Genomic DNA, 22,645 nt, shown 5'->3' with positions numbered 1-22,645 from the left:
GCATCACGACGAACGCAGCATCACGACGAGCGCAGCGCCCGCCGCAGCGGCTCCGCCAGCGAGCCGCGCAACCCCACCTCGACCGCGTCCAGCCCGAGCCAGCCGGCCAGCCGACGCAGCTCGTCCGCCAGCGCCGGCACAGCCAGGCCAGGATCGGCGCCGGACTCGGCGAACGCGCCGGGCACCAGCAACCGGCCGGCCGACCGATCCGCCTTGACGTCCACCCGCGCCACCAGCGCCTCACCCAGCAGGAACGGCAGCACGAAGTACCCGAACTCGCGCTTCTCGGGCTTGACGTACAGCTCGAAGCTGTGCCGGAACCCGAACAGCCGCTGTACCCGGGAGCGCTCCCACAGCAGCGAGTCGAACGGCGACAGCAGCGCCCGCGCGTCGACGGACCGCGGGATCGGGACCGGCGCCAGCCAGGCGGGGTCGGTCCACCCCTCGACCCGCACCGGGGTCAACTCACCGGACGCGACCAGCTCGCGCAGCCGGGCCCGGGTCTCGACGCCGGGGGTGCGGAAGTAGTCGGCGACATCGCGGGCGGTCGCCACGCCCAGCCCGGCCATCGCCCGGCGCACCAGCTCGCGCTGCCCGTCCTCCAGCGACGGCGTCGGCGCCGACAGCACCGGCGTGGGCAGCACCCGTGCGGGCAGGTCGTAGAGCCGCTCGAACCCGCGCCGCCCGGCCGCGGCCAGCTCGCCGGCGTCGAACAGTCCTTCGAGCGCGGACTTGCCGTCGGACCAGCGGTACCAGAGCAGCGTCGAGTCGGTGTACTTGTCGCCGAGGGCGGACCGGTCGCGCTGCGCCTTGTCGGCGAGGTCGGTGTAGGCCAGTGGCCCGCGCGCCGCGACCTCCGCCTCCAGCGCGGCCAGATACCCGGGCCGCTCCCGCTCGACCCGGTCGCGGAACCGCTGCCAGGACGCATGCTCCGCCCGCCGCGTCATCCGCCAGCGCAGCGCCGGCTGCAGCTCGACCGGCAGCAGGGAGGCCGCGTGCCCCCAGTACTCGAACCCCTGCCGCCGCCGGTACACGACGTCGTCCAGCAGCGCCGGGTCGTACGGCCCCAGCCGCGAGTACAGCGTCAGGTAGTGCGAGCGGACCAGCACGTTGACGGCGTCCAGCTGCACCGCGCCGAGCGCCCGCAGCACCGACCGCACGCGAGCTGCCGTCACGGCTCCGGCCGTCGCGGGCCCAGACGGAGGCCGGTCCAGGAGCTGCGCACGCAGCGCGACCCGGCGGGCCTGCGCGAGCGACAGCTCCTCGGTCATGCCAGCTGCCTGATCATGCCAGCTCCATGGTCATGACAGCCCGGCGATTTCGCGGACGACGTCGCGGGCCGGCTTGTCGTGCCGCAGCCCCTTGTAGGCGGGGTGGCGCAGCGTTCCGATCGCGGTCCACTCGGCGAACGCGACCTCGCAGACCAGCTCCGGGCGGACGAACACGCAGCCGGGCTTGTCGGGCTGCGCGCCGATGAACGGGCTCACGTCCGTCACCAGCGGCGCCAGCAGCGTGGCCAGCCGGTGCCGTTCGGCCAGCGTCAGCCCGGTGCCGACCCGGCCCGCGTAGCGGAACTCGCCGTCGTCGTCATACACGCCGATCGCCAGGGCGCCGAGCGAGCCGCTCAGCCCGCCCTCGCCGGGCAGCCAGCCGCCGATCACGACCTCCTGGCGGCTGACGTTCTTCACCTTCAGCCAGTCGCGCCCGCGCTTGCCGGGCAGGTACCGGCTGGCCAGCCGCTTGGCGATGACGCCCTCCAGCCGCTGCGCCTTGGTCGCCGCCAGCATCGCCGCGCCGTCGCCGGGAACGTACGCCGGCACCGTCCAGCCCGGGCCGCCGGCCGGCAGCAGCGCGTCCAGCTCGGCCCGCCGCTCCTCGTACGACGCGTTCAGGAGCGACCGGTCGTCGACGTAGAGCAGGTCGAACAGGACGTACACCGCGGGCGCGCCGGCCACGAGCGGGTCCGACAGCCCCGACACCTCGACGTTCATCCGCGACTGCAGCTTCTCGAAGCTGGGCCGCCCGGTGTCGTCGAACGCCACGACCTCGCCGTCGAGCACGGCGTCGCGCCCGCCGATCGCGCCGGCGACGCCGTGCACGTCCGGGTAGACGCGCGTGACGTCGCGCAGCGTGCGGCTGGACAGCCTGATCGCACCGTCTTGGATGTACGCGATGGTCCGGACACCGTCCCACTTCACCTCGAAGCCCCAGCCGCCGTCGTCGGCCGGGAGCTCCGGCGACAGGGTCGCCATCATCGGGGTGATGGTGTCCGGCCGCGGCATCATGACCGGGAGCGCTTCTCTCGGATCTTCATCGCGATCTCCATCGGCGTGCCCTCGAAGCCGAACTCCTCGCGCAGCCGCCGCTCGACGAACCGCCGGTACGACGGCTCCAGGAACCCCGTGGTGAACAGCACGAACCGCGGCGGCCGGGTGTCGGCCTGGGTGGCGAACATGATCCGCGGCTGCTTGCCGCCGCGCACCGGGTGCGGGTGCGCCGCGACCAGCTGGCCGAGGAACGCGTTGAGCCGGCCGGTCGAGATGCGCTGCTCCCAGCCCGCGAGCGAGGTGTCCAGCGCCTTGACCAGGCGGTCGACGTGCCAGCCGGTGCGGGCGGAGACGTTGATCCGCGGCGCCCAGGTGACCCGGCTCAGCTGCCGGTCGATCTCGCGGTCCAGCACCTCGCGGCGCTCCTCGTCGAGCAGGTCCCACTTGTTGAACGCCAGCACCAGCGCCCTGCCGGCGTCGACGACCATCGAGATGATCCGCAGGTCCTGCTCGGCCATCGGCTCACTGGCGTCGACCAGCACGACGGCGACCTCGGCCCGCTCCAGCGCCGCCGCCGTGCGCAGCGACGCGAAGTACTCGGCGCCGGTCGCCTCGTTCACCCGGCGGCGGATGCCGGCCGTGTCGATGAATCGCCACTCGCGCTCGCCCAGCTCGATCAGCTCGTCGATCGGGTCGACGGTGGTGCCGGCGACGGAGTCGACGACGACGCGGTCCTCGCCGGCCAGCTTGTTCAGCAGGCTGGACTTGCCGACGTTCGGCTTGCCGACCAGCGCGACCCGCCGCGGCCCGCCCTCGGCGCCGTCGAACGACTCGGGCGGCGCCTCGGGCAGCGCGGCGACGACGGCGTCGAGCAGGTCGCCGCTCCCCCGGCCGTGCAGCGCCGACACCGGGTACGGCTCGCCCAGCGCGAGGTTCCACAGCGCCGTGGCGTCGGCCTCGCCGCTGGCACCGTCGACCTTGTTGGCCACCAGCAGCACCGGCTTGCCGGACCGGCGCAGCAGCTTCGCGACCGCCTCGTCGGTGTCGGTGGCGCCGACGGTGGAGTCGACGACGAACATGACGACGTCGGCCGCGACCATGCCGACCTCGGCCTGCGCCGTGATGCGCGCCGCCATGCCCTTCGCCTCGGGATCCCAGCCGCCGGTGTCGAGCAGCGTGAACGACCGCCCGGCCCACGCGGCGTCGTAGGCGACGCGGTCGCGGGTGACCCCCGGCACGTCCTCGACGACCGCCTCGCGGCGGCCGAGAATGCGGTTGACCAGGGTGGACTTGCCGACGTTGGGCCGGCCGACCACGGCGACGGTCGGCGTGTAGACGTCGGCCGGCGCCTCGGCGTCGGCCTCGAGGGCCTCCGCCGGGAACTGCTCACTCACGTGTGCTCCTCGGTTCGGGACGCCACGGCTTCGCGATGAGCCACCAGGGCTTCGCGCAGCTGTTCGGTCGCCGCGTCGAGGGCCGAGCGGGTGCGCCCGCCGCCCGCCGGCAGCGTGACCGGGCGGCCGAAGACGGCCTCGACCCGGGATCGGAAGCCGGGCATCGCACCAAATGTACGTCCCCGGGACGCCGTTCCGGTAAAGACGACCGGAATGACAGGCGCGCCGGAGCGCAGCGCGAACCAGGCCAGCCCGGTCCGCAGCTCGGAGAAGTCGCCGGAACCGCGGGTTCCCTCGGGGAACACGACGAGGATCCGGCCGTCGTCGAGGACCCCGATGCCGGACTTGATCATGCTGCGGCTCGGGTCGTCGCGGTCCAGCGGGATCTGCCCGACGGCGTGCAGCAGCCAGCCGAGCGGGCCCTTGAACAGCTCCTTCTTCGCCAGTGTGTGGACCGGCCGCGGGCAGGTGCCCATGAGCAGCGGCGCGTCGAGGAACCCGGTGTGGTTGGGCGCCAGGATGACCGGGCCGGTGCGCGGCACGTTCTCGGCGCCGGTGATCTTCACCCGGTAGAGCAGCCGGGCCAGCGTGGCGGCGGCGAGCTTGCCGAAGACGGCGCCGCGGCGGGAGGGCAGGCCGGACTCGGTCACGCCCGCACCCCCGAGCGGGCCTCCACCAGCTTGAGGATGGCGTCGACGGTCTCGTCGAGCGACAGCATCGAGGAGTCGACGACGTCGACGCCGTCGGCGGCCTCGTGGAAGCTGGCGACGGTGGAGTCGTCGGCGTCGCGGCGGACCACCTGGTCGCGGGTGGCGTCGACGGCGGCGGCGTCGGCGCTGCCGTGCACCTCGAGCGCCCGGCGCGACAGCCGGACCTGCTCGTCGGCGGTCAGCAGCACCCGCACCGGCGCATCGGGCGCGACGACGGTGGTGATGTCGCGGCCCTCGATGACGACGCCGCCGACGCGGGCCACAGCCTGCTGCCGCGACACCAGCTCCGCGCGGACGCCCAGGTTGGTGGCGACGGCACTGACGGCGGCGGAGATGCGGCTGGTGCGGATGGCCGCGGCGATGTCGGTGCCCGCGACGGCCAGCGTCGGCGCGGCCGGGTCGAGCCCCTGCTCCAGCGGCAGCTCGCGGGCCAGCTGCGCCACCCGCTCGGTGTCGGCGAGGTCGACGTCGCGCTCCAGCGCCCACCAGGTGACCGCCCGGTACATGGCGCCGGTGTCGAGATAGCGCAGGCCGAGCGCCGCGGCGACGCGGCGCGCGACCGTCGACTTCCCGGAGCCGGACGGGCCGTCGATGGCGACGACGAGGTCACGAGGGCTGACGTCAGCGGGGGAATCGGGCACGCCCAGAAGATTACCGGCCGACGGCCGCACCCGTGGCCGGTCCCTCACCCACGTATGGTCCAGCCGCGTGCCCGCAACGACGCGGCCAGCTCCCCGTCCGCGCCGGGGCGGACGTCCAGCTCGACCAGGCCGAGCGGCTGGCCGGGCGCATGCTCGATGCGCACGTCCTCGACGTTGACGCCGGCCGCGCCCGCGTCGGCGAACAGCCGGGCCAGCTGGCCGGGCCGGTCTTCGACGGCCACGATGACGGTGGCGAACTCGGTGTGCGCGGCGCCGTGCTTGCCGGGCAGCCGGGACCGGCCGTCGACGCCGCCGCGGAGCAGCTCGCGCAGGACCGGCTGGCCGGCCACGGGGGCGTCCAGCGCCGCCATGAGCCGGTCGAGGTCGCCGCGCAGGCCCTCCAGCACCGGGCGGACGGCCGCCGCGTTCGCCGTCAGGATCTCCGTCCACAGCTCCGGGTCGCCGCTCGCGATGCGGGTGACGTCGGTGACGCCCGGCCCGGCCAGGCGCACCTCGTGGCCCGGCGCGCCGGCGAGCCGCCCGGCCATCAGCGCCGCGAGCACGTGCGGCGTGTGCGACACCAGTGCGACGGCGGCATCGTGCTCGGCCGCCGTCATGGTCATCGGGACGGCGCCGACCAGCCGGGCGACCGCCAGCGCTCGGGTCACCGCCTGTTGGTGGGTGCCGTCGTCGGCACAGATCACCCACGGCCGGCCCTCGAACAGGTCGGCCAGCGCGGCGCTCGGGCCGCTGATCTCGCGGCCGGCCATCGGGTGGCTGCCGACGTACCGGCCCGGGTCGGCGACCCGCTCGCGCACCTGCGTCGTCGGCAGCACCTTTACACTGGCGACGTCGGTCGCGTACTCGGCCCGGCCGCTCTCCAGCACCTCGCCGACGACGGCGGCGACGGCCTCCGGGGGGACGGCGACGACGGCGAGCGCCGCAGGCCGGTCCGCCTCGGCGGCAGGCGCGCCCGCACCCAGTGCGACCGCCTCGGCCAGCACCTCCGGCTTCGCGTCGTGCAGCCGGACGTCGACGCCCGCCCTGGTCAGCGCCAGGCCGACGGACGTCCCGACCAGCCCGGTGCCGACGACGAGGACGCCGCGGCCGCCGCCAAACGGGTCTGTCACGGGTCCATCACCGGTCCGCGAGGTCGTCGCGCAGCACCGTCGTGCCGTGCAGGTAGACGTGCCGCATCGCCGACCGCGGCTTCGTGGTCTCGACGTGCGCCATCAGCCGCACCACCCGGGGCAGCGCGCCGGAGACGGCGATCTCCTGGGCGCACATCATCGGCACGTCGGTGATGCCCAGCCGGCGCACGGCGACGGCCGGGAACGCCGAGCGCAGGTCGGGCGTGGCGGTGAGGAAGATGCTGATGACGTCGTCGGGCGTCAGCTCGTTGCGGTCCAGCACCGTGGTCATCAGCTCGGCGGTCCGCTCCAGCAGGTGCTCGGCGTCGTCGGTGTCGAGCTGGGTGGCTCCCCGTAGTGCGCGTACAGTCACAGACCGACCTCGTGGTAGAGCGCCGCGACCTCGGCCTTCGTCAGCGCACGGGTGTTGCCGGGCCGCAGGTCGCCCATCGCGACCGGCCCGACGTGCGTGCGGACCAGCCGTTTCACCGGGTGCCCGACGGACTCGAGCAGCCGGCGGACGATGTGCTTGCGGCCCTCGTGCAGCACGACCTCGACCATGACGCGGGTGCCGGACCGGCCGACCACCCGGAAGGAGTCGACCCGCACCGGGCCGTCCTCCAGCTCGATGCCGGCCCGCAGCTCACGGCCGAGGCTGGGCGCGACCGGGCCGGGCACCTCGGCGACGTAGGTCTTCAGCACCTCGTACGACGGATGCGCCAGCCGGTGCGCCAGCTCGCCGTCGTTGGTGAGCAGGATCAGGCCCTCGGTCTCGGCGTCGAGCCGGCCGACGTGGAACAGCCGCTCACGCCGGCCGCGGACGTAGCCGGTGAGGTCGGGCCGGCCCTCGGGGTCGTTCATCGTGCTGACGACGCCGGTCGGCTTGTTCAGCGCGAGGTACACCTGGCCGGCCTCGGAGGTCGTGATGCGCGAGCCGTCGACCTTGATGACGGCGGTCGCGGGGTCGACCCGGGTGCCGAGAGTCTTCACGATCTCGCCGTCGACCTCGACCCGGCCGGCCGCGATCAGCGCCTCGCTGGCCCGGCGGCTGGCCACCCCGGCCGACGCGAGCACCTTCTGCAGGCGGACGCCCTGCTCGTCGGCGCCGTCGGCGGACTCAGACATTCTCACGTTCCTCGATGGAGTCGGCGTCGGGCAGGTAGGGCGCCAGCGGCGGCAGCTCGTCGATCGAGGCCATGCCGAGGCGCTCCAGGAAGTATGACGTGGTGCGGTACAGGATCGCGCCGGACTCGGGGTCGGCGCCGGCGTCCTCGACCAGCCCACGGGCGGTGAGCGTGCGCATGACGCCGTCGCAGTTGACGCCGCGGACGGCCGACACCCTGGCCCGGCTGACCGGCTGCCGGTAGGCGACGACGGCCAGCGTCTCGAGCGCCGCCTGGGTCAGCTTCGCCTGCTGGCCGTCGAGGACGAACCGCTCGACGACGGGCGCGCAGGAGGCGTGCGTGTAGAACCGCCAGCCGCCGCCGATCTCGCGCAGCTCGAAGCCGCGGCCGGGCCGGGCGTACTCGTCGCGCAGGATCTCCAGCACGTCGCTGACCTCGCCGCGCGGCCGCTCCAGCACCTGGGCGATCGAGACGACGTCGATCGGCTCGTCGACCACCAGCAGGATCGCCTCGACCGCCGCCCGCAGGCCGGGCTCGTCGTCAGTCAGCCTCGGCTGGTTCACCAGTGCTCTCCTCATCGAACTCGGCGCCCACCGCGACGTCCTCGTCGTCGTCGCCCGTCCACCGCACCGTCAGCTCGCCCAACGCGACGACCTGCTCGAACGCGACCGCCTTCTCACGGTACAACTCCAGCAGCGACAGGAAGCGGGCGACGACGTGCAGGGTCGTCGGGCAGTCGGCGGCCAGCGTGCGGAACGTCAGGACCCGCGAGCGGCGCAGCCGGTCGACCACGACCAGTGCCTCCTCGCGGACGCTGACCCGCGGCTGGTGCAGGTGGGCCAGGCCGACCAGCGGCGGCGGCTTCGGGGTGAGCACCTTGGCCGCCAGCATGGCCAGTTCCTCCGGCCCCAGCCCGACGACCACCTCGGGCAGCAGCGAGGCGTACCGATCCTCCAGCCCGACGGCGCGCGGGAAGCGCAGCGCCTCGGCGCCGAACCGGGCCGCCAGCAGCGAGGCGACCTCCTTGTACGCCTTGTACTGCAACAGCCGGGCGAACAGCAGGTCGCGCGCCTCGAGCAGCGCGAGATCGTCCTCGTCCTCGACCTCGCCGCTGGGCAGCAGCCGGGCCGCCTTGAGGTCCAGCAGCGTGGCGGCGACGACGAGGAACTCGCTGGTCTCGTCGAGGTCCCAGTCGGCCACCTTGATATAGGTGATGAACTCGTCGGTGACCTGCGACAACGCCACCTCGGTGACGTCGAGCTTGTGCTTGGCGATCAGCGTGAGCAGCAGGTCGAAGGGGCCCTCGAAGTTCTCGAGGTGCACCTCGAACTTCGAGCTCTCGTCCTGCTCCGGCTCGATCAGCAGGGTGGGGGCGTCCGTCACGGGCGGGCCGGCTCCCAGCGTGTCAGGACCTCGCGGGCCAGCTGACGGTACGCCGACGCGCCGCGCGAGGACGGCGCGAAGCTGGTGATCGGCAGGCCGGCGACGGTGGTCTCGGGGAACCGGACCGTGCGGCCGATGACGGTGTGGAACACCTTGTCGCCGAACGCCTCGACCAGCCGCGACAGCACCTCGCGGCCGTGCACCGTCCGGGAGTCGTACCTGGTGGCCAGCAGGCCCTCGATCTCGAGCTCGGGGTTGAGGCGGTCGCGGACCTTCCCGATGGTCTCCTGCAGCAGCGCGACCCCGCGCAACGCGAAGTACTCGCACTCCATCGGCACGATGACGCCGTCGGCGGCGGTCAGCGCGTTGACCGTCAGCAGGCCCAGCGAGGGCTGGCAGTCGATCAGCATGACGTCGTAGTCGGCGACCAGCGGCTTGAGGATGCGGCCCAGCGCCTGCTCGCGGCCCACCTCGGTGACCAGCTGGATCTCGGCCGCGGAGAGGTCGATGTTGGCCGGCAGCAGGTCCATGTTCTCGATCGGCGTCTTCTGCAGGATGTCGGCGGCCCGCAGCGACGTGTCCATGAGGACGTTGTAGATCGACAGCTCGAGGTCATGCGCGTCGAGGCCGAGGCCCACCGACAGCGCGCCCTGGGGGTCGAAGTCGACCAGCAGCACCCGGCGGCCGTAGTCGGCCAGCGCGGCGCCCAGGTTGATCGTGGTGGTCGTCTTCCCGACGCCACCCTTCTGGTTGCACATGGCGACGATGCGCGCCGGGCCGTGGTGGTCCAGGCGCTTCGGCTTCGGGAACTCGACCGGGGGACGGCGAGTCGGTCCGAGATCGAGCTCAGGCTCGGTGTCGAACGGCAGCACGCCCGCGGCGTCCGGGTTCGAGGGTGCCACGTCGTTCAGAGCTCCTCGGTGGTCGTTTGTGTGCCTTCTACGCTTCGTCCTGGGACGGGAGCCTACCTCGCGCGGGCGCCGCGAAGCTGCGGGCGCGCGGGTGTGCGGCCACATAGACCTCGCGGAGCTGGTCGACCGTCACCAGGGTGTACACCTGGGTGGTCGTCACCGAGGCGTGGCCGAGGAGCTCCTGCACCACCCGGACGTCCGCGCCGCCCTCCAGCAGGTGGGTGGCGAACGAGTGCCGCAGCGTGTGCGGGGTGACCGTCGTGGACAGCCCGGCCCGAGCGGCCGCCGTCCGCAGCACCGTCCACGCGCTCTGCCGCGACAGCCGGCCACCACGGGCGTTGAGGAACAGCGCCGGGCTCCCCTTGCCGGTCCCGACCAGTGCCGGCCTGGCCCGGACCAGGTAGGCGTCGACGGCCTCCCACGCGTAGCTGCCCAGCGGGACGACGCGGTCCTTGCCGCCCTTGCCGCGCAGCAGGACGGTGCCGGACTCGGCGTCGAGGTCGTCGCGGTCCAGCCCGACCGCCTCGGAGATGCGCGCGCCACAGCCGTAGAGCACCTCCAGCAGCGCGCGGTCGCGCAGCACCCGCGGCCCCTCGCCGATGGACGCCGCCTCCAGCAACCGCTCGACCTGGGACAGCGGGATCGCCTTCGGCAGCCGCCGCGGCGGGGTCGGCGGGCGGACGGCGCCCGCCGGGTCGCCGTCGGACAGCCCTTCGCGGTGCAGGAACCGGTGCAGCCCGCGGACGGCGACGACGGTGCGGGCGGCCGAGCTGGCGCCCAGCGCGACCCTGCCTTCGTCGCCCTCGCGCAGGCTGCGCAGGAACGCCGTGACGTCCTCCTCCTCGACCTTCTCCGGCGCGTCGCGGCCGCGGTCGCGCAGGAACTCGGTGTAGCGCCGCAGGTCGCGGCGGTAGGAGGCGAGCGTGTTGGCGGCCAGCCCGCGCTCCACCGCGAGGTGGTCGAGGTAGCCGCGGACGGCCCGTCCCAGCGCGGACTCGGTGGTGTCCATCGGTGGCGGCTCCCATGGATGGTGCTGGGGCCGGCCTGCGGTTTAGTGCAGGGCCTTCTCCAGCGGGACGGACGGCAGGCCGTGCGCCTCGGCGACCGGCTCGTAGACGATAGCGCCGTCGTGCACGTTCACGCCCTTCGCCAGTGCCGCGTCGGCTCGCGCCGCGTCGCGCCAGCCCCGGTTGGCCAGCTCGACGGCGTACGGGAGCGTGACGTTCGTCAGCGCGTACGTCGACGTGTGCGGCACGGCGCCGGGCATGTTGGCGACACAGTAGAAGATCGACTCGTGCACCATGAAGGTCGGGTCGTCGTGCGTCGTCGGCCGCGAGCTCTCGAAGCAGCCGCCCTGGTCGATGGCGATGTCGACCAGCACGCTGCCGGGGCGCATGCGCGCCACCAGCTCGTCGGAGACCAGCTTCGGCGCCTTCGCGCCCGGCACCAGCACCGCGCCGATCACCAGGTCGGCGTCGACGACCGCGTTCTGGATCTCGAACAGGTTCGACGCGATGGTCTGCGCCTTGCCGCCGTACAGCTCCTCGACGTCGCGCAGCCGGGCGACATTCTTGTCCAGCACCCACACGTCGGCCTGCATGCCCATGGCGATGACGGCGGCGTTCATGCCGGCCATCCCGGCGCCGATGACGACCACCTTCGCCGACTTCACCCCCGGCACGCCGCCGAGCAGGATGCCGCGGCCGCCCTGCGCCCGCTCCAGCACGTGCGCGCCGACCTGGGTGGCCATGCGCCCGGCGACCTCGCTCATCGGCGCGAGCAGCGGCAGGTGGCCGCCGGCGGTCTCGACCGTCTCGTAGGCGATGGCGGTGGTGCCGGAGTCGAGCAGCGCCTGCGTGCACTCCAGCGACGCCGCGAGGTGCAGGTAGGTGAAGAGCACCTGGTCGCGGCGCATGCGGTGGTACTCCTCCGCGACCGGCTCCTTGACCTTCAGCACCAGGTCCGCGGCCGCCCAGACCGCGTCGGCGTCAGGCGCGATGCGGGCTCCGGCCCGGACGTACTCGTCGTCGCGCACCGATGAGCCGAGCCCGGCGCCGGCCTGCACCAGCACGTCGTGCCCGTTGCGGACGAACTCGTGCACCCCGGCCGGTGTGATGGCGACGCGGTACTCGTTGTTCTTGACCTCGGTTGGTATGCCGACCAGCACTGGGCTCCCACCCTCTCGGTACTCCCGACGACGCTGTCGGGCCGCCGCCCCGTATGGACGGGCGGGCCGAGTCTAAGTCGACTCGCGTCATGCCGTCTCGGTCCTGTCATGACAAGTGCGTGTCATGAGGAGTGAGAAGCACCACTGCTGTAGACCTCTCCCATGCGCATGTACGCCGACCGCCCGCAGCGGCGCAGACAACAGATCCTCGCCGACGTCCTCGGCCCGGTGTGGTGCATCGGGATGATCGCCGCCGGGCTGGCCATCAGGGACTCGATCCGGTCCCGCACCAGCCCGGCCACGTTCGTCGAGTCCACCGCCGGTGCACTGGCCGACGCCTTGGCCGACACCGCCGAGTCGATCACCCGTGTCCCGCTGGTGGGCGACGCGCTGGCCGAGTCACTGCAACGCGCCGCCGACGCCGCCGGCGGGATGAGCGCGTCCGGCGCCAACACAGCGGCGTCGATCGAACGGGCCGGCGATGTGATCGGGCTGGTCGTCATCGTGCTGGCGCTGGCCGCGGCGGCCTACCTCTGGGTGCGGCCGCGGGTGCTCTGGTACCGGCAGGCGTCCGACGCGCGCGCCGTCCTGGCCTTCCCCGACCGCGACGACCTGCTGTCGGCGCGGGCGCTGGCGATGGTGCGGCTGCCGCGGATCGGCGGCGGCCTGGTGGCCGGGTGGCGGGCAGGTGACGCGGCCGCCGTCCGGTCGCTGGCGCGGTCGGAGCTGGACCGGCTGGGGCTGAACTATCCCCCAGACCTGTCGGCCGCCTTGTCACCCGGCTTGTCCCCGGACGGCCACGGCGCGTCGACCGGGCGCAGCGCGTCGTAGCCGACGCCGTCGCGGGCGGCCTTGGCGGCCAGCACGCCGGCGCACAGCGTCGCGTTCTGCACGTCGCCGGCCAGCGCGGCGGCCACGAGGTCGTCGACGGGCACCCACTCGACGCCGAGGTCGGCCTCCTCGGCGACGCCGTCGAACCGCTCGTCGTCGGGCAGCGCCTCGACGCCGCGGGCCAGGAACACCCGGATCGCCTCGTCGGTCATGCCCGGCGAGGTGAGCAGGTCGATCAGCACCCGCCAGTCGGCGGCGCGGACGTGCCCCTCCTCGTACAGCTCGCGGGCGGCGGCCTCGTGCGGCGGCTCGCCGTCGACGTCGCGCAGCCCGGCCGGCAGCTCGACCGGCCGCAGCCCGACCGGGTGCCGGTACTGCCGGACGACCAGCACGCGGTCCTGGTCGTCGACGGCGACGACGGCGACCGCGCCGGGGTGCACGACGACGTCGCGGACGAACTCTGAGCCGTCGACCGGCGACCGGACGGTGTCGCTGCGCACGGCGATGACCCGCCCGTCGAAACGCTCGGCGGACGCGGTGACCGGCCAGTTCAGCGGCTCGTCCCGAGGCGCGCTCATCGGACTGGCTCCGCCAACGAGTCGAGCGAGCGCCAGCCCATCCGCACGATCGGCACCTCCGGACCGTGCTCGTCCCACACGTCGCGGCCGGCCTCCTCGCCACCGACGGCGGCGTAGAAGCGGCGGGCCGCCTCGTTGGCTTCGATCACCCACAGGTACATGCGGCTCCCGGGGACGATCACGCGCAGCCGGGCCGCGGTCTCGGCGAGCAACCGGCGCCCGATGCCCTGCCGTTTGAGGCCGGGCCGGACGTGCAGGTTGTCCAGCAGGGTGCCCCACTCGGCGTCGTCATCGAGGACGGAGTGCGCGAAGCCGGCCACCGCTCCGTCCGCGTCCCGCGCGAGGACGGTCAGCATGCCGGCGCGGTCGGCGAACCGGCGGGTCCACTTCGCCCGGCGCTCGGCCACCAGGTCACCGTCGAGGAAGTCGTCGGGCAGGATGCCGCGGTAGGTGGCGCGCCAGCTCTGCGCCTGCAGGTCCGCGACGGCCGCGGCGTCGTCGTCGGCGGCCAGGTCGTAGCTGTAGGTCATCTCACTCCGTCCGGCGCAGCAGCGCGAGATACATGGCGTCGGTGCCGTGCCGGTGCGGCCACAGCTGGACGTCCGGCCCGTCGCCGAGGTCGGGGACGCCGGGCAGGTACGGCCGCGCGTCGACCCGCTCCACGTCGTCGCGCCCGCGCAGGACGTCGTCGACGACGGTGACGGTCTCGGCCAGGTGCGGCGAGCAGGTGACGTACGCGACCAGCCCGCCGGGCCGGACCGACCACAGCGCCGAGCGGAGCAGGTCGGACTGCAGCCGCCGCAGCCCCGCGACGTCGGCCGGGCGGCGCCGCCAGCGCGACTCAGGCCGCCGCCGCAGCGCGCCCAGCCCGGTGCACGGCGCGTCCAGCAGCACGCGGTCGAAGTCGGCCTCGGGCCAGCTCGGCTGGGTGGCGTCGCCGACCAGCACCTCGTGCTCGCCCGGATCGCCGGCCAGTGCCTGCGCGATCAGCCGGGCGCGGTGCTCGTGCTGCTCGACGGCGAGCAGCCGGCCGCCGCGCTGGGTGAGCAGGCCGGCCAGCAGCGCCGCCTTGCCGCCCGGGCCCGCGCAGAGGTCGAGCCAGCGCTCGTCCGGCGGCTGGACCGGCGCCGTGGCCAGGGCGAGCGCGACCAGCTGGCTGCCCTCGTCCTGCACGCCGGCGCGGCCCTCGCGGACGGCGGCCAGCCGCGCGGGCGACCCGGACTCCAGCTCGGCGCCGTACGGCGACCAGCGGGTGGGCCGGGCGCCGGCCCCGGCCAGCTCCTCGACGGTGGCCCGCCCGGGCCGGGCCGCGAGCGTCACGCCGGCCGGCTCGTTGTCGGCCCGCAGCGCCGCCTCCAGCTCCGCCTCGTCGCCGCCCAGGGCGTCGTTCAGGGCGCGGACGATCCACGCCGGGTGGGCGTGCCGGAAGGACAGGTAGCCGGTGAGGTTCGCGTCGCGCGACGGCGCCAGCTCGGCCGCCCAGCCGTCGAGGTCGCGCTCGCCGATGCGCCGCAGCACCGCGTTGGCCATGCGCGCCGCGCCCTCGTTGACGTGCCGCCGGACGAGGTCGACGCTGGTCGACACCGCGGCGTGCGCCGGGACGCGGGTCGCGAGCAGCTGGTGGGCGCCGAGCCGGAGCGCGTCGAGCAACGGCGGGTCGAGGTCCTCGAGCGGCCGCGTCACGCAGCCCGCGACGACCGAGTCGTAGGTGCCCTGGCCGCGCAGCGTGCCGTAGGCCAGCTCCGTCGCCAGGGCGGCGTCGCGGCCGCGCAGCTCGTGCCGGCGCAGCGCGGCGGGCATGGCGAGGTTGGCGTAGGCGTCGTCGGCGGAGACCGCGCGCAACACCTCGAACGCGGCCTCGCGAGGGGAGTCGCCCTTCACGCGCCGAGCCGCTCCCCCGGCTCCGGCCGGACACCGCGCGCCCAGTCGGCGGCCGGCATCGGCTTCTTGCCCTGCGGCTGCACCTCGCCGAGCACGACGGCGTGGCTGCCGGTGCCCGCGCGGACGCCGGACTTCTCGACCACGACCTCGCCGGGCGCGAGGCCGTCGCGGCCGCGCTCGAGCTGGACGGGGCGCAGCTTCAGCCGCTCGCCCCGGAACGTCGTCCAGGCGCCGGGTGCGGGCGTGCAGCCGCGGACCACCCGGTCGACCCGCATGGCCGGGGCCGTCCAGTCGACCTGCGCGTCGTCGACGGTCAGCTTCGGCGCCAGCGACACCCCGTCGGCCGGCTGCGGCTCCGGGCGCAGCGAGCCGTCCTCGATGCCGTCGAGCGTGCGCACCAGCAGCTCCGCGCCGGACAACGACAGCCGGTGCAGCAGGTCGCCGCTGGTGTCGGTGGGCCGGATCTCCTCGGTGACCAGGCCGTACACCGGGCCGGTGTCGAGGCCCTCCTCGAGCTGGAACGTGCACGCGCCGGTGATGTCGTCGCCGGCGAGCACCGCGTGCTGCACCGGCGCCGCGCCCCGCCAGGCCGGCAGCAGCGAGAAGTGCAGGTTCACCCAGCCGTGCTTCGGGACGTCCAGCGCGGCCTTCGGGATCAGCCCGCCGTACGCGACGATCGGCGCGCAGTCGGGCGCCAGCTCGCCCAGCCGGGCCAGGAACTCGGGGTCGCGCGGCTTGACCGGCTTCAGCACCTCGACGCCGGCCTCCGCGGCGATCTCCGCCACCGGCGACGGGGTCAGCCTGCGGCCCCGCCCGGCGGGGGCGTCGGGCCGCGTCAGGACGGCGATGACCTCGTGCCGCGACCCGAGCACCGCCCGCAGCGACGGGACGGCGACCTCGGGGGTTCCGGCGAACAGCACACGCATGACCGCCGAGCCTACCTGGCCCGCTGCCCCGCCGAAGCCGGCCCTGCCGCACGGTGTCCCCGCCGCCCGCGCACCCCGTTGATCTTGGAGTAATGGCGGAATCTATCGGACTCTCCCGACCACAACTCCCCCACTACTCCAAGATCAACAAGACGGATGCGCGCCGAGCGCACTCGACCTGATCGGCCCTCGGATCACGTCCAGGCGCGCGACATCACGTCCGGATCGGCGAGATCCTCGAACACGGCCCCGAAGTGGCGGAGGTCGTCGACGGTGACCGCGGACACCGTACGTTCGCCGCCCGTGATCGAACTCGGCTGGTCTTCGGACATCGTCGCCTCCTCAGGCACCCAGGATCTCACTCGCCGACGTCGACGATCGCGGCGACCGGGCCGCCGCCGTCCGGGCCCTGGTGGGCGGCCGACACGGAGACGAACGCGGCCGGGTCGCCCGTCACCGACGCCGTGACGCCACCGACCGCGGCCTTGATCTGGCGGTGCCAGTGCACGTCGGAGTCGTCCAGCATCGCGTTGCGGCGGCCGCGCACGACGCCGTCCTGGCTGACCTCGCACTTGAGGAACACGTTGACCAGCCGGCCGTCGAGGTCGTCCGGGTGCGGGCGCTCCGGCAGCTTCAAACCGGCGTCGCGGACAGCCGCCCAGATGCCGTCGGCGTCGATGGCGTCGCGCATGACGGAGTGCCCGATGCGGTACCGCCCGCCCACCCCGCGCACGTTGCCGACCACCACGACCTGCGCCCGGTCCAGCTCGACGCCGGACGAGCAGGACGCGACGGAGGAGTACAGCGTCCGGTCGTGCAGGACTGCGGCGTCGTCCGGCATGGCGATCTCGCCCAGCGCCACGGCGACGCCGAGCCCCGTCGCGCCGTTGGAGAGGTCCATCGACTCGTGCGTGTTCTCCGTCCACACCGCCTTGCCGCGCGCCTTGGCGTCGCGGATCGTGTGGATGGTGAGCAGCGGCGTCTTCGTCTGGACGTAGTGCACGTCGGCGGGGTCGGCGATGCCGGCCCGCTCCATGCCGACGCGGACGGCGGCGGCGACCTTCTCGATCATGCCCCGGCGGCCGATCTCCTCCGGCAGGATCGGCTCGCTCATCGCGAACCCGACCGACAGTCGCGGCTCGTCCGTCGCCTCCACCGACGACGCCGGGACGGTCGCGAACACCGTCGCGTGCGGGCTCAGTACGCCGTCGGTGCCGCCGGACCACACGATCGGGATCTGCTTGACCTCTTCGGGCGTGCGGGTGCCGCGGCCGACCAGCACCTCGCGGAAGGCACGGTCGGCGATGATCCGCGTGTAGTCGTTGACCCCGCCGTTGCCCTCGGTCTTCCCGACGACGGCGATGACGCGGTCGGCCTCCATGACCCCGGCGTCGATCAGCTCGGCGAGCCCGGAGGCGTCGCTGACGTGCGTGATCGGCACCTTGCGGACCTCTATCGGCTCAGGCATGCCCGGCCACCTCTCGTGTGATGTCTGCTGGCAGTACGGTCGTCCCGGCGCCGCCCGCGTCCGCGCGGACGGCGTCGGCGATGCGGGCGAGTGAGGTGATGACGGCGCGCCGGCCGCCCTGCTCGACGAACCGGCAGGCCGCCTCGACCTTCGGGCCCATGCTCCCGGACGCGAAGTGCCCCTCGGCGGCGTACCCGCGCAGGGTGGCGACGTCGACGGTGTCCAGCGGCCGGGCCTCGGGGGTGCCGAAGCCGAGGACGGCGCCGTCGACGTCGGTCGCGATGACCAGCGCCTCCGCGCCGAGCGCCCGGCCGAGCAGCGCCGCGCCCAGGTCCTTGTCGATGACCGCCTCGACGCCGCGGATCGCGCCGTCAGGCTCGCGCACGACGGGGATGCCGCCGCCCCCGTTCGCGACGACGACGAACCCGGCGGCGAGCAGCGCTGCCGCCGCCGGCGCGTCCAGCACGTCCAGCGGCTCCGGGCTGGCGACGACGCGCCGCCAGCCGCGCGGCCCGCGGTCCTCCCAGGTCTCGCCGTGGTCGATGAGCGCGGTCGCCTCGTCGTGCGGCAGGTAGCGGCCGATCGGCTTCGTCGGCCGGGCGAACCCCGGGTCCGCGGCGTCGACCAGCGTCCGCGTGACGACGGCGGCCACCCGGCGGCGCACGCCGCGCGCGGCCAGCGCCCGCTCGAGCGCGTTGACGACGATGAACCCGATGGTCCCCTGCGTCTGCGCCCCGCACCAGTCCAGCGGCACCGGCGGCACGACGCTCGCCGCCAGCTCGTTCTTGACCAGCAGGTTCCCCACCTGCGGCCCGTTGCCGTGGGTCAGCACGACGTCGTAGCCCGCGGCCACGAGGTCGGCGACCGGCTCCATCGCGGCGGCGACCGCGGCGATCTGGTCGCCCGGCCGCGCCCGCCCGTCATCCGACGTCATGGCGTTGCCGCCCAATGCGATCAGCACCCGCACGCGCCGAGCCTACGAGTCGCCGCCGGGCGCAACGATGGTCACCTTCGCCCAATCGCCCGAGCGGGTTCGGCATGATGTGCCGTCACAGTCCCGTTCGACCCCGGAGGTCCCCATGGCCGGCACCGGCTTCCCGCCGGACACCAGGCTGACGTACCGCATCGCCGAGACCTGGCTGCTGGTCCTGCTGCTGGCGTTCGGGTACGCGACGCTGCTCGGGCTGCTGCTGCAGTGGGCCTTCGGCTGGCCGTGGTGGCTCGCGCTGTTCGCCCCGCTGGTCGGCGGCGCCCTCGTCTACCTCATCGAGGGTGGGACGGTGCTGCCGCGCAAGCTGCCGATCGCCCCCGCCGACCCCGTCGCCGACCACCGCCTCGTCGCGGCCGTCGACCGGCTGTGCGCGCTGGCCGCGATGGACCGGCCGAAGCTCAAGGTCATCGACGTGACGTGGCCCAACGCGCTGGCGCTGCGGCTGCCCGGGCGCAAGCCGACCGTCGCCGTCACCCGCGGGCTGCTCGACCAGAGCGACGACGAGCGGCTCGCCGCCGTCCTGGCGCACGAGCTGGCTCACATCGCCCACCGCGACACCGCCGCCATGACCGTCGCGCTCGCGCTGTCGACGTCGCTGGCGCTGGCCCCGATGGCGATCCTGGCGCCGCTGATGGCCGTCGAGGTCCCGCTGTGCCGGGCGGCGCGCTGGTGCGGGCGGTCATGGACCCCGGCCACCGAGGACGACGACTTCCCCATGCCGGCGCCGCGCAAGCACTCGCCGGGGCGCCTGGCGCTGCTGACGCTCACCGTCGTGCCGCTGCTCGGGCTGGTCCGGGCCGTCGAGTTCCTCCTGCTGCTCGGGCTGGGCGTGGTGCTGCTGCCGCCGATGGCGATCCTGGCGATCCCGGCCGCGGGGATCATCGCCCGGCTGGGCCGCTACCGCGAACTGGCCGCCGACCGCGGCGCGGCCGAGCTGACCGGGCAACCGGCGGCCCTCGCCGCCGCCCTCACCGCCCTGGACGCCGACGGCCCGGTCATCCCGTCGAAGGACCTGCGCGGGCTGCGCACGATGTCGTCGATGACGATCGTCGCGCTGCCGAAGGACGGCGAGGACACCGGCACCGACCGGCTCTCGCGGCTGGTCGACCGGATGATGGCGTCGCACCCGCCGCTGGCCGCCCGGCTGGAGCCGCTGGCGCAGCTGTCGCGCGACCTCGGCCGCGAGCACTGAGCCCGAGCCGAGCGGGACTGCTGGATGGTTGGCGGTTTGGTGGTGCCCTGGCGCCAGTGAACCGCCAACCACCACCCCTGCGGGTCTAGCCCTCGTCGGCCAGCCAGGCCCGCACCGACTCGTCGTGCTCGCCGAGCAGCGGTGGCGGGGCGTGGTGCTTGGGCGGCGCGTCGTCGAAGCGGACGGCGGGGCCGGGCAGGGCGACGGTGCCGAGGAGCGGGTGCTCGACGTCGACCAGGAGGCCCTGGGAGCGGGTCTGCTCCCACTCGTAGACCTCGTCGAGGCTGCGCACCTTGCCGCTCGCGATGCCCGCGGCGTCCAGCCGGGCCAGCCAGTGGTCGCGCGGGTGGGCGGCGAACGCCTTCTCGATCTCGGCGGTCAGCTCGTCGCGGTGCTGCACCCGCAGCCGGTTGGTGGCGAACCGCGGCTCGTCCGGATCGAGGCCGACCACCCCGGCGAACGCACGCCAGGACGCGTCGTTGCCGACGGCGACCTGCAAGGCCCCGTCCAAGGCGTTGAACAGCCCGTACGGCGCGATGGACGGGTGGTGGTTGCCGATGGCGTGCGGCACCTCACCGGCCGCCGTCCACCGGGTGCCCTGGAACGCGTGCACCCCGACCAGCGCCGACAGCAGGGAGACCCGCACGACCCGGCCACGGCCGGTGCGCTCGCGCTCGAGCAGCGCCGCGAGCAGGCCGGACACGCCGTACATACCGGCCAGCAGGTCGCCGATCGGGACGCCGACCTTCGTCGGGTGGCCCGGCTCGCCGGTGAGGCTCATGATGCCGGCCTCGCCCTGGGCGATCTGGTCGTAGCCGGCCCGGCCCGCCTCGGGACCGTCCGGCCCGAACCCGGTGATGGACAGCACGACGAGGCGCGGGTTGAGCTCGTGCAGCCGCTCGACGGAGAAGCCGAGGCGGTCGAGGACGCCGGTGCGAAAGTTCTCGACGAGGACGTCGGCCCGCTCGACCAGGCGGGTCAGCAGGTCCTTGCCCGCCTCGGACTTGAGGTCGGCGGTGACGGACTCCTTGTTGCGGTTGGCGGACAGGAAGTACGACGACACCGGCTGGTCGTCGGGGCCGAGGAACGGTGGACCCCAGGTGCGCGACTCGTCGCCGTGGCCGGGCGCCTCGACCTTGATGACCCGCGCGCCGAGGTCGCCGAGCATCATGCCCGCGTGCGGCCCGGCCAGCGCCCGGCTGAGGTCGACGACGACGACGCCGGCGAGCGGTCCGGCTTCGGCGAACTCCTGCGTGTCCGGCATCGTCACAGATTACGCTGACGACCATGATCAACGGCGGCCGGCTGTCCCGGCGCGACGCTCTCGGAGTGCTCGGTCTGCTCGGCCTGACGGCGACGGGGCTGGCCGGCTGCTCGTCCGGCGGGGACGACGCCGAGGCGACCGCGTCGCCCACCCCTGAGGCGGCGCCCACCAGCGCCGACGACGTCTGGGCGGCGCTCGCGGCCGGCAACGAGCGGTTCGCCGGCGGCGAGCCGCGGCACCCGCACGAGGACGAGCCGTACCGCGAGTCGCTGGTCGCCGGGCAGCACCCGATCGCCTGCGTGCTCAGCTGCGCGGACTCCCGCGTCACACCGGAGCTGGTGTTCGACCAGGGCCTCGGCGACCTGTTCACCGTCCGCTCGGCCGGCGAGGTCCTCGACGAAGCCGTCGTCGGCAGCGTCGAGTACGCCGTCGAGCACGTCGCCGTGCCGCTGGTCGTCGTGCTCGGGCACGCCGGCTGCGGCGCCGTCCAGGCCACCGTCGACGTCGTGCGCGGCGGCCCGGCGCCCGACGGCTCCATCGCCGCGCTGGTCCAGGCGATCGAGCCGGCCGTCCGCGGCGTGACGGCCGGCAGCGACGACGCCGCCTACCTCGCCGCCTGTGTCGAGGCGCAGGCCCGCAGCGCGGCGGCGGCCCTGGCGGGCGCGTCGGCGATCGTGCACGACGCGGTCGCCGCCGGCCGCACGACCGTCGTCGCCGCGGTCTACGACCTCGAGTCCGGCCTGGTCAGCCAGCTCTGAACGACCGGCGGATCGGGCTTCTCCGGATCGCTGTCCCGCCGCAGCCGGGTCGGCAGCGGCCGGGTGGTGGAGTCCGGCGGGCGCCGCATCGGCGGCAGCGACGGCGACTCCGGCGGTGCCGGCAGGCGCTGGGCCGGGCGGCGCGGCGGTGCGAACAGGTTCTCCCGCTCCTCCTCGGCCGGCTCGTCGTCATCGTCGTCCTCGCGCGGGGCGAGTTCGACCGGCGAGACGGCGATGATCGTGAATCCGGCCAGCAGCAGCGCGCCGAGCCCGATCGTGAACGGCACCAGGAACTCCGTCGCGGTCGCGCCGGTGACCGGGGCGGTGTCCGCGTTGAGCTCGGCCGACACCGCCGCCATCGCGGTGTAGTGCATGCTGCTGACGGCGATGCCCATGACCAGCGCGGCGGCGACCGCTCCCCAGATCGTGCGGACGGTGAACGCCAGCCAGAGCGCCGCGGTCGCGGCCGCGACGGCGATCGCCAGCGACGCCACCACCAGTTCGGTCCGGTAGCCGACCGAGCCGTCGATGCGCACCGAGGCCATTCCGGAGTAGTGCATGGCGGCGACGCCGATTCCGGTGCCCAGTCCGCCGAACAGCAGCGAGCGATTTCGATCTTTACCGTAGCCGACCGCCAGCACGCCGCCGCCGACGACGACGAACGCGACGATCAAACTGATCAAGGTGAGCGATACGTTGTACCGGACCGGGCTGCCGGAAACCCTGAATCCCAGCATTGCGATGAAGTGCAGCGTCCAGATCCCGGCGGCCAGCGACGCGGCCCCGGTGATCAGCCAGTTACGCCGGGTACCGCCGGTCGACTCTCTGGCCCGGACGGTGCACATCAACCCGATCACGGCCGCCATCACCATGAAGACGTAACCGATCGCTGGCGTGGTCAGACCATGGGCGAAATGATCGACATGGTTCATGGCAGACACAAGCCCCCCGTGTGTCCAACTGATCAATATCAAACGTTGATGATCACCTCAGTGATCAACTTTGTGGCGATCTCGCGGATGCCACAAT

General features: G+C 74.0%; 26 protein-coding genes. 4 read left to right on the top strand and 22 right to left on the bottom strand.

Annotated features, from left to right (window positions below):
• Positions 1–20: 20 nt before the first annotated feature.
• From BLV05_RS20200 to ald, 13 genes are read right to left on the bottom strand one after another with little or no spacing between them, the layout of a single operon-like run.
• On the bottom strand, positions 21–1,271 hold the full coding sequence (locus tag BLV05_RS20200) for a winged helix-turn-helix domain-containing protein (RefSeq protein WP_046769227.1): 1,251 nt from the start codon (positions 1,269–1,271) through the stop codon (positions 21–23).
• Positions 1,272–1,301: 30 nt separating this feature from the next.
• Positions 1,302–2,255 carry a non-homologous end-joining DNA ligase gene (gene ligD, locus BLV05_RS20195; RefSeq protein WP_197683223.1) on the bottom strand — a complete coding sequence of 318 codons (954 nt, stop codon included), beginning with the start codon at positions 2,253–2,255 and terminating at the stop codon, positions 1,302–1,304.
• Between the two features lie 26 nt (positions 2,256–2,281).
• The gene (der, locus tag BLV05_RS20190) at positions 2,282–3,661 is read right to left on the bottom strand and encodes a ribosome biogenesis GTPase Der (protein ID WP_046769226.1); all 1,380 of its coding nucleotides are present in this window, start codon (positions 3,659–3,661) and stop codon (positions 2,282–2,284) included.
• Entirely contained in the window at positions 3,658–4,311 is a 654-nt protein-coding gene (locus BLV05_RS20185; RefSeq protein WP_046769225.1) for a lysophospholipid acyltransferase family protein, read from the bottom strand. The genes der and BLV05_RS20185 overlap by 4 nt, the downstream gene beginning before the upstream one ends.
• Positions 4,308–5,012: a (d)CMP kinase gene (gene cmk, locus BLV05_RS20180; protein ID WP_046769224.1), complete on the bottom strand. Its 705-nt coding sequence runs from the start codon at positions 5,010–5,012 to the stop codon at positions 4,308–4,310. Before cmk ends, BLV05_RS20185 begins: the two co-directional genes overlap by 4 nt.
• Before the next feature lie 44 nt (positions 5,013–5,056).
• Positions 5,057–6,142, bottom strand: coding sequence for a prephenate dehydrogenase (locus tag BLV05_RS20175; RefSeq protein ID WP_046769223.1), 1,086 nt, complete (start codon positions 6,140–6,142; stop codon positions 5,057–5,059).
• A 7-nt stretch (positions 6,143–6,149) separates the two neighbouring features.
• Positions 6,150–6,515, bottom strand: coding sequence for a chorismate mutase (gene aroH / locus BLV05_RS20170; RefSeq protein ID WP_046769222.1), 366 nt, complete (start codon positions 6,513–6,515; stop codon positions 6,150–6,152).
• A complete protein-coding gene (locus BLV05_RS20165; protein WP_046769221.1) occupies positions 6,512–7,267 on the bottom strand; it encodes a pseudouridine synthase in 756 nt (251 codons plus the stop codon). Before BLV05_RS20165 ends, aroH begins: the two co-directional genes overlap by 4 nt.
• Positions 7,260–7,829, bottom strand: coding sequence for an SMC-Scp complex subunit ScpB (gene scpB, locus BLV05_RS20160; protein WP_231948570.1), 570 nt, complete (start codon positions 7,827–7,829; stop codon positions 7,260–7,262). The genes BLV05_RS20165 and scpB overlap by 8 nt, the downstream gene beginning before the upstream one ends.
• Positions 7,807–8,649: a segregation and condensation protein A gene (locus tag BLV05_RS20155; RefSeq protein ID WP_046769219.1), complete on the bottom strand. Its 843-nt coding sequence runs from the start codon at positions 8,647–8,649 to the stop codon at positions 7,807–7,809. Before BLV05_RS20155 ends, scpB begins: the two co-directional genes overlap by 23 nt.
• A complete protein-coding gene (locus BLV05_RS20150) occupies positions 8,646–9,551 on the bottom strand; it encodes a ParA family protein (protein ID WP_269149014.1) in 906 nt (301 codons plus the stop codon). Before BLV05_RS20150 ends, BLV05_RS20155 begins: the two co-directional genes overlap by 4 nt.
• Positions 9,552–9,588: 37 nt before the next feature.
• Positions 9,589–10,569 carry a site-specific tyrosine recombinase XerD gene (gene xerD / locus BLV05_RS20145; protein WP_083421346.1) on the bottom strand — a complete coding sequence of 327 codons (981 nt, stop codon included), beginning with the start codon at positions 10,567–10,569 and terminating at the stop codon, positions 9,589–9,591.
• A 42-nt stretch (positions 10,570–10,611) separates the two neighbouring features.
• Positions 10,612–11,727 carry an alanine dehydrogenase gene (ald, locus tag BLV05_RS20140; RefSeq protein WP_046769218.1) on the bottom strand — a complete coding sequence of 372 codons (1,116 nt, stop codon included), beginning with the start codon at positions 11,725–11,727 and terminating at the stop codon, positions 10,612–10,614.
• Positions 11,728–11,889: 162 nt separating this feature from the next.
• Here ald and BLV05_RS20135 point away from each other — a divergent pair, with 162 nt between their 5' ends.
• The gene (locus BLV05_RS20135; protein ID WP_052762531.1) at positions 11,890–12,558 is read left to right on the top strand and encodes a hypothetical protein; all 669 of its coding nucleotides are present in this window, start codon (positions 11,890–11,892) and stop codon (positions 12,556–12,558) included.
• Here the strand turns inward: BLV05_RS20135 and BLV05_RS20130 are convergent.
• From BLV05_RS20130 to BLV05_RS20105, 7 genes are all read right to left on the bottom strand, one after another.
• Complete coding sequence (locus BLV05_RS20130) at positions 12,474–13,136, bottom strand: NUDIX domain-containing protein (RefSeq protein WP_046769217.1); 663 nt, start codon at positions 13,134–13,136, stop codon at positions 12,474–12,476. The genes BLV05_RS20135 and BLV05_RS20130 overlap by 85 nt on opposite strands.
• Entirely contained in the window at positions 13,133–13,666 is a 534-nt protein-coding gene (locus BLV05_RS20125) for a GNAT family N-acetyltransferase (RefSeq protein ID WP_046769216.1), read from the bottom strand. The genes BLV05_RS20130 and BLV05_RS20125 overlap by 4 nt, the downstream gene beginning before the upstream one ends.
• Position 13,667: 1 nt before the next feature.
• A complete protein-coding gene (locus BLV05_RS20120) occupies positions 13,668–15,017 on the bottom strand; it encodes an RsmB/NOP family class I SAM-dependent RNA methyltransferase (RefSeq protein ID WP_231948569.1) in 1,350 nt (449 codons plus the stop codon).
• Positions 15,014–15,943 carry a methionyl-tRNA formyltransferase gene (fmt, locus tag BLV05_RS20115; protein WP_046769215.1) on the bottom strand — a complete coding sequence of 310 codons (930 nt, stop codon included), beginning with the start codon at positions 15,941–15,943 and terminating at the stop codon, positions 15,014–15,016. Before fmt ends, BLV05_RS20120 begins: the two co-directional genes overlap by 4 nt.
• Positions 15,944–16,137: 194 nt before the next feature.
• The gene (locus BLV05_RS35920; protein ID WP_157524277.1) at positions 16,138–16,293 is read right to left on the bottom strand and encodes a hypothetical protein; all 156 of its coding nucleotides are present in this window, start codon (positions 16,291–16,293) and stop codon (positions 16,138–16,140) included.
• Between the two features lie 8 nt (positions 16,294–16,301).
• On the bottom strand, positions 16,302–17,411 hold the full coding sequence (gene bar, locus BLV05_RS20110; protein ID WP_046769214.1) for a barbiturase: 1,110 nt from the start codon (positions 17,409–17,411) through the stop codon (positions 16,302–16,304).
• Positions 17,404–18,378, bottom strand: coding sequence for a carbamate kinase (locus BLV05_RS20105; protein WP_046769213.1), 975 nt, complete (start codon positions 18,376–18,378; stop codon positions 17,404–17,406). Before BLV05_RS20105 ends, bar begins: the two co-directional genes overlap by 8 nt.
• A 112-nt stretch (positions 18,379–18,490) precedes the next feature.
• On the opposite strand from BLV05_RS20105, the gene BLV05_RS20100 reads away from it, so the two are divergent.
• Positions 18,491–19,594, top strand: coding sequence for a M48 family metalloprotease (locus BLV05_RS20100; RefSeq protein WP_046769212.1), 1,104 nt, complete (start codon positions 18,491–18,493; stop codon positions 19,592–19,594).
• 85 nt (positions 19,595–19,679) lie between these two features.
• On the opposite strand, the gene BLV05_RS20095 is transcribed toward BLV05_RS20100, so the two are convergent.
• Positions 19,680–20,858: a CaiB/BaiF CoA transferase family protein gene (locus tag BLV05_RS20095; RefSeq protein ID WP_046769211.1), complete on the bottom strand. Its 1,179-nt coding sequence runs from the start codon at positions 20,856–20,858 to the stop codon at positions 19,680–19,682.
• Between the two features lie 23 nt (positions 20,859–20,881).
• On the opposite strand from BLV05_RS20095, the gene BLV05_RS20090 reads away from it, so the two are divergent.
• Positions 20,882–21,616, top strand: coding sequence for a carbonic anhydrase (locus BLV05_RS20090; protein WP_046769210.1), 735 nt, complete (start codon positions 20,882–20,884; stop codon positions 21,614–21,616).
• On the opposite strand, the gene BLV05_RS20085 is transcribed toward BLV05_RS20090, so the two are convergent.
• The gene (locus tag BLV05_RS20085; RefSeq protein ID WP_231948864.1) at positions 21,580–22,353 is read right to left on the bottom strand and encodes an MHYT domain-containing protein; all 774 of its coding nucleotides are present in this window, start codon (positions 22,351–22,353) and stop codon (positions 21,580–21,582) included. The genes BLV05_RS20090 and BLV05_RS20085 overlap by 37 nt on opposite strands.
• Between BLV05_RS20085 and BLV05_RS37760 the strand changes: the two genes are divergently transcribed.
• The gene (locus tag BLV05_RS37760) at positions 22,301–22,498 is read left to right on the top strand and encodes a hypothetical protein (protein ID WP_231948897.1); all 198 of its coding nucleotides are present in this window, start codon (positions 22,301–22,303) and stop codon (positions 22,496–22,498) included. The genes BLV05_RS20085 and BLV05_RS37760 overlap by 53 nt on opposite strands.
• Positions 22,499–22,645: the final 147 nt, after the last annotated feature.

The sequence above is a fragment of the Jiangella alkaliphila genome (assembly GCF_900105925.1).
Classification (GTDB): Bacteria; Actinomycetota; Actinomycetes; order Jiangellales; family Jiangellaceae; genus Jiangella; species Jiangella alkaliphila.
This window is presented reverse-complemented; position numbering and strand designations above follow the sequence as displayed.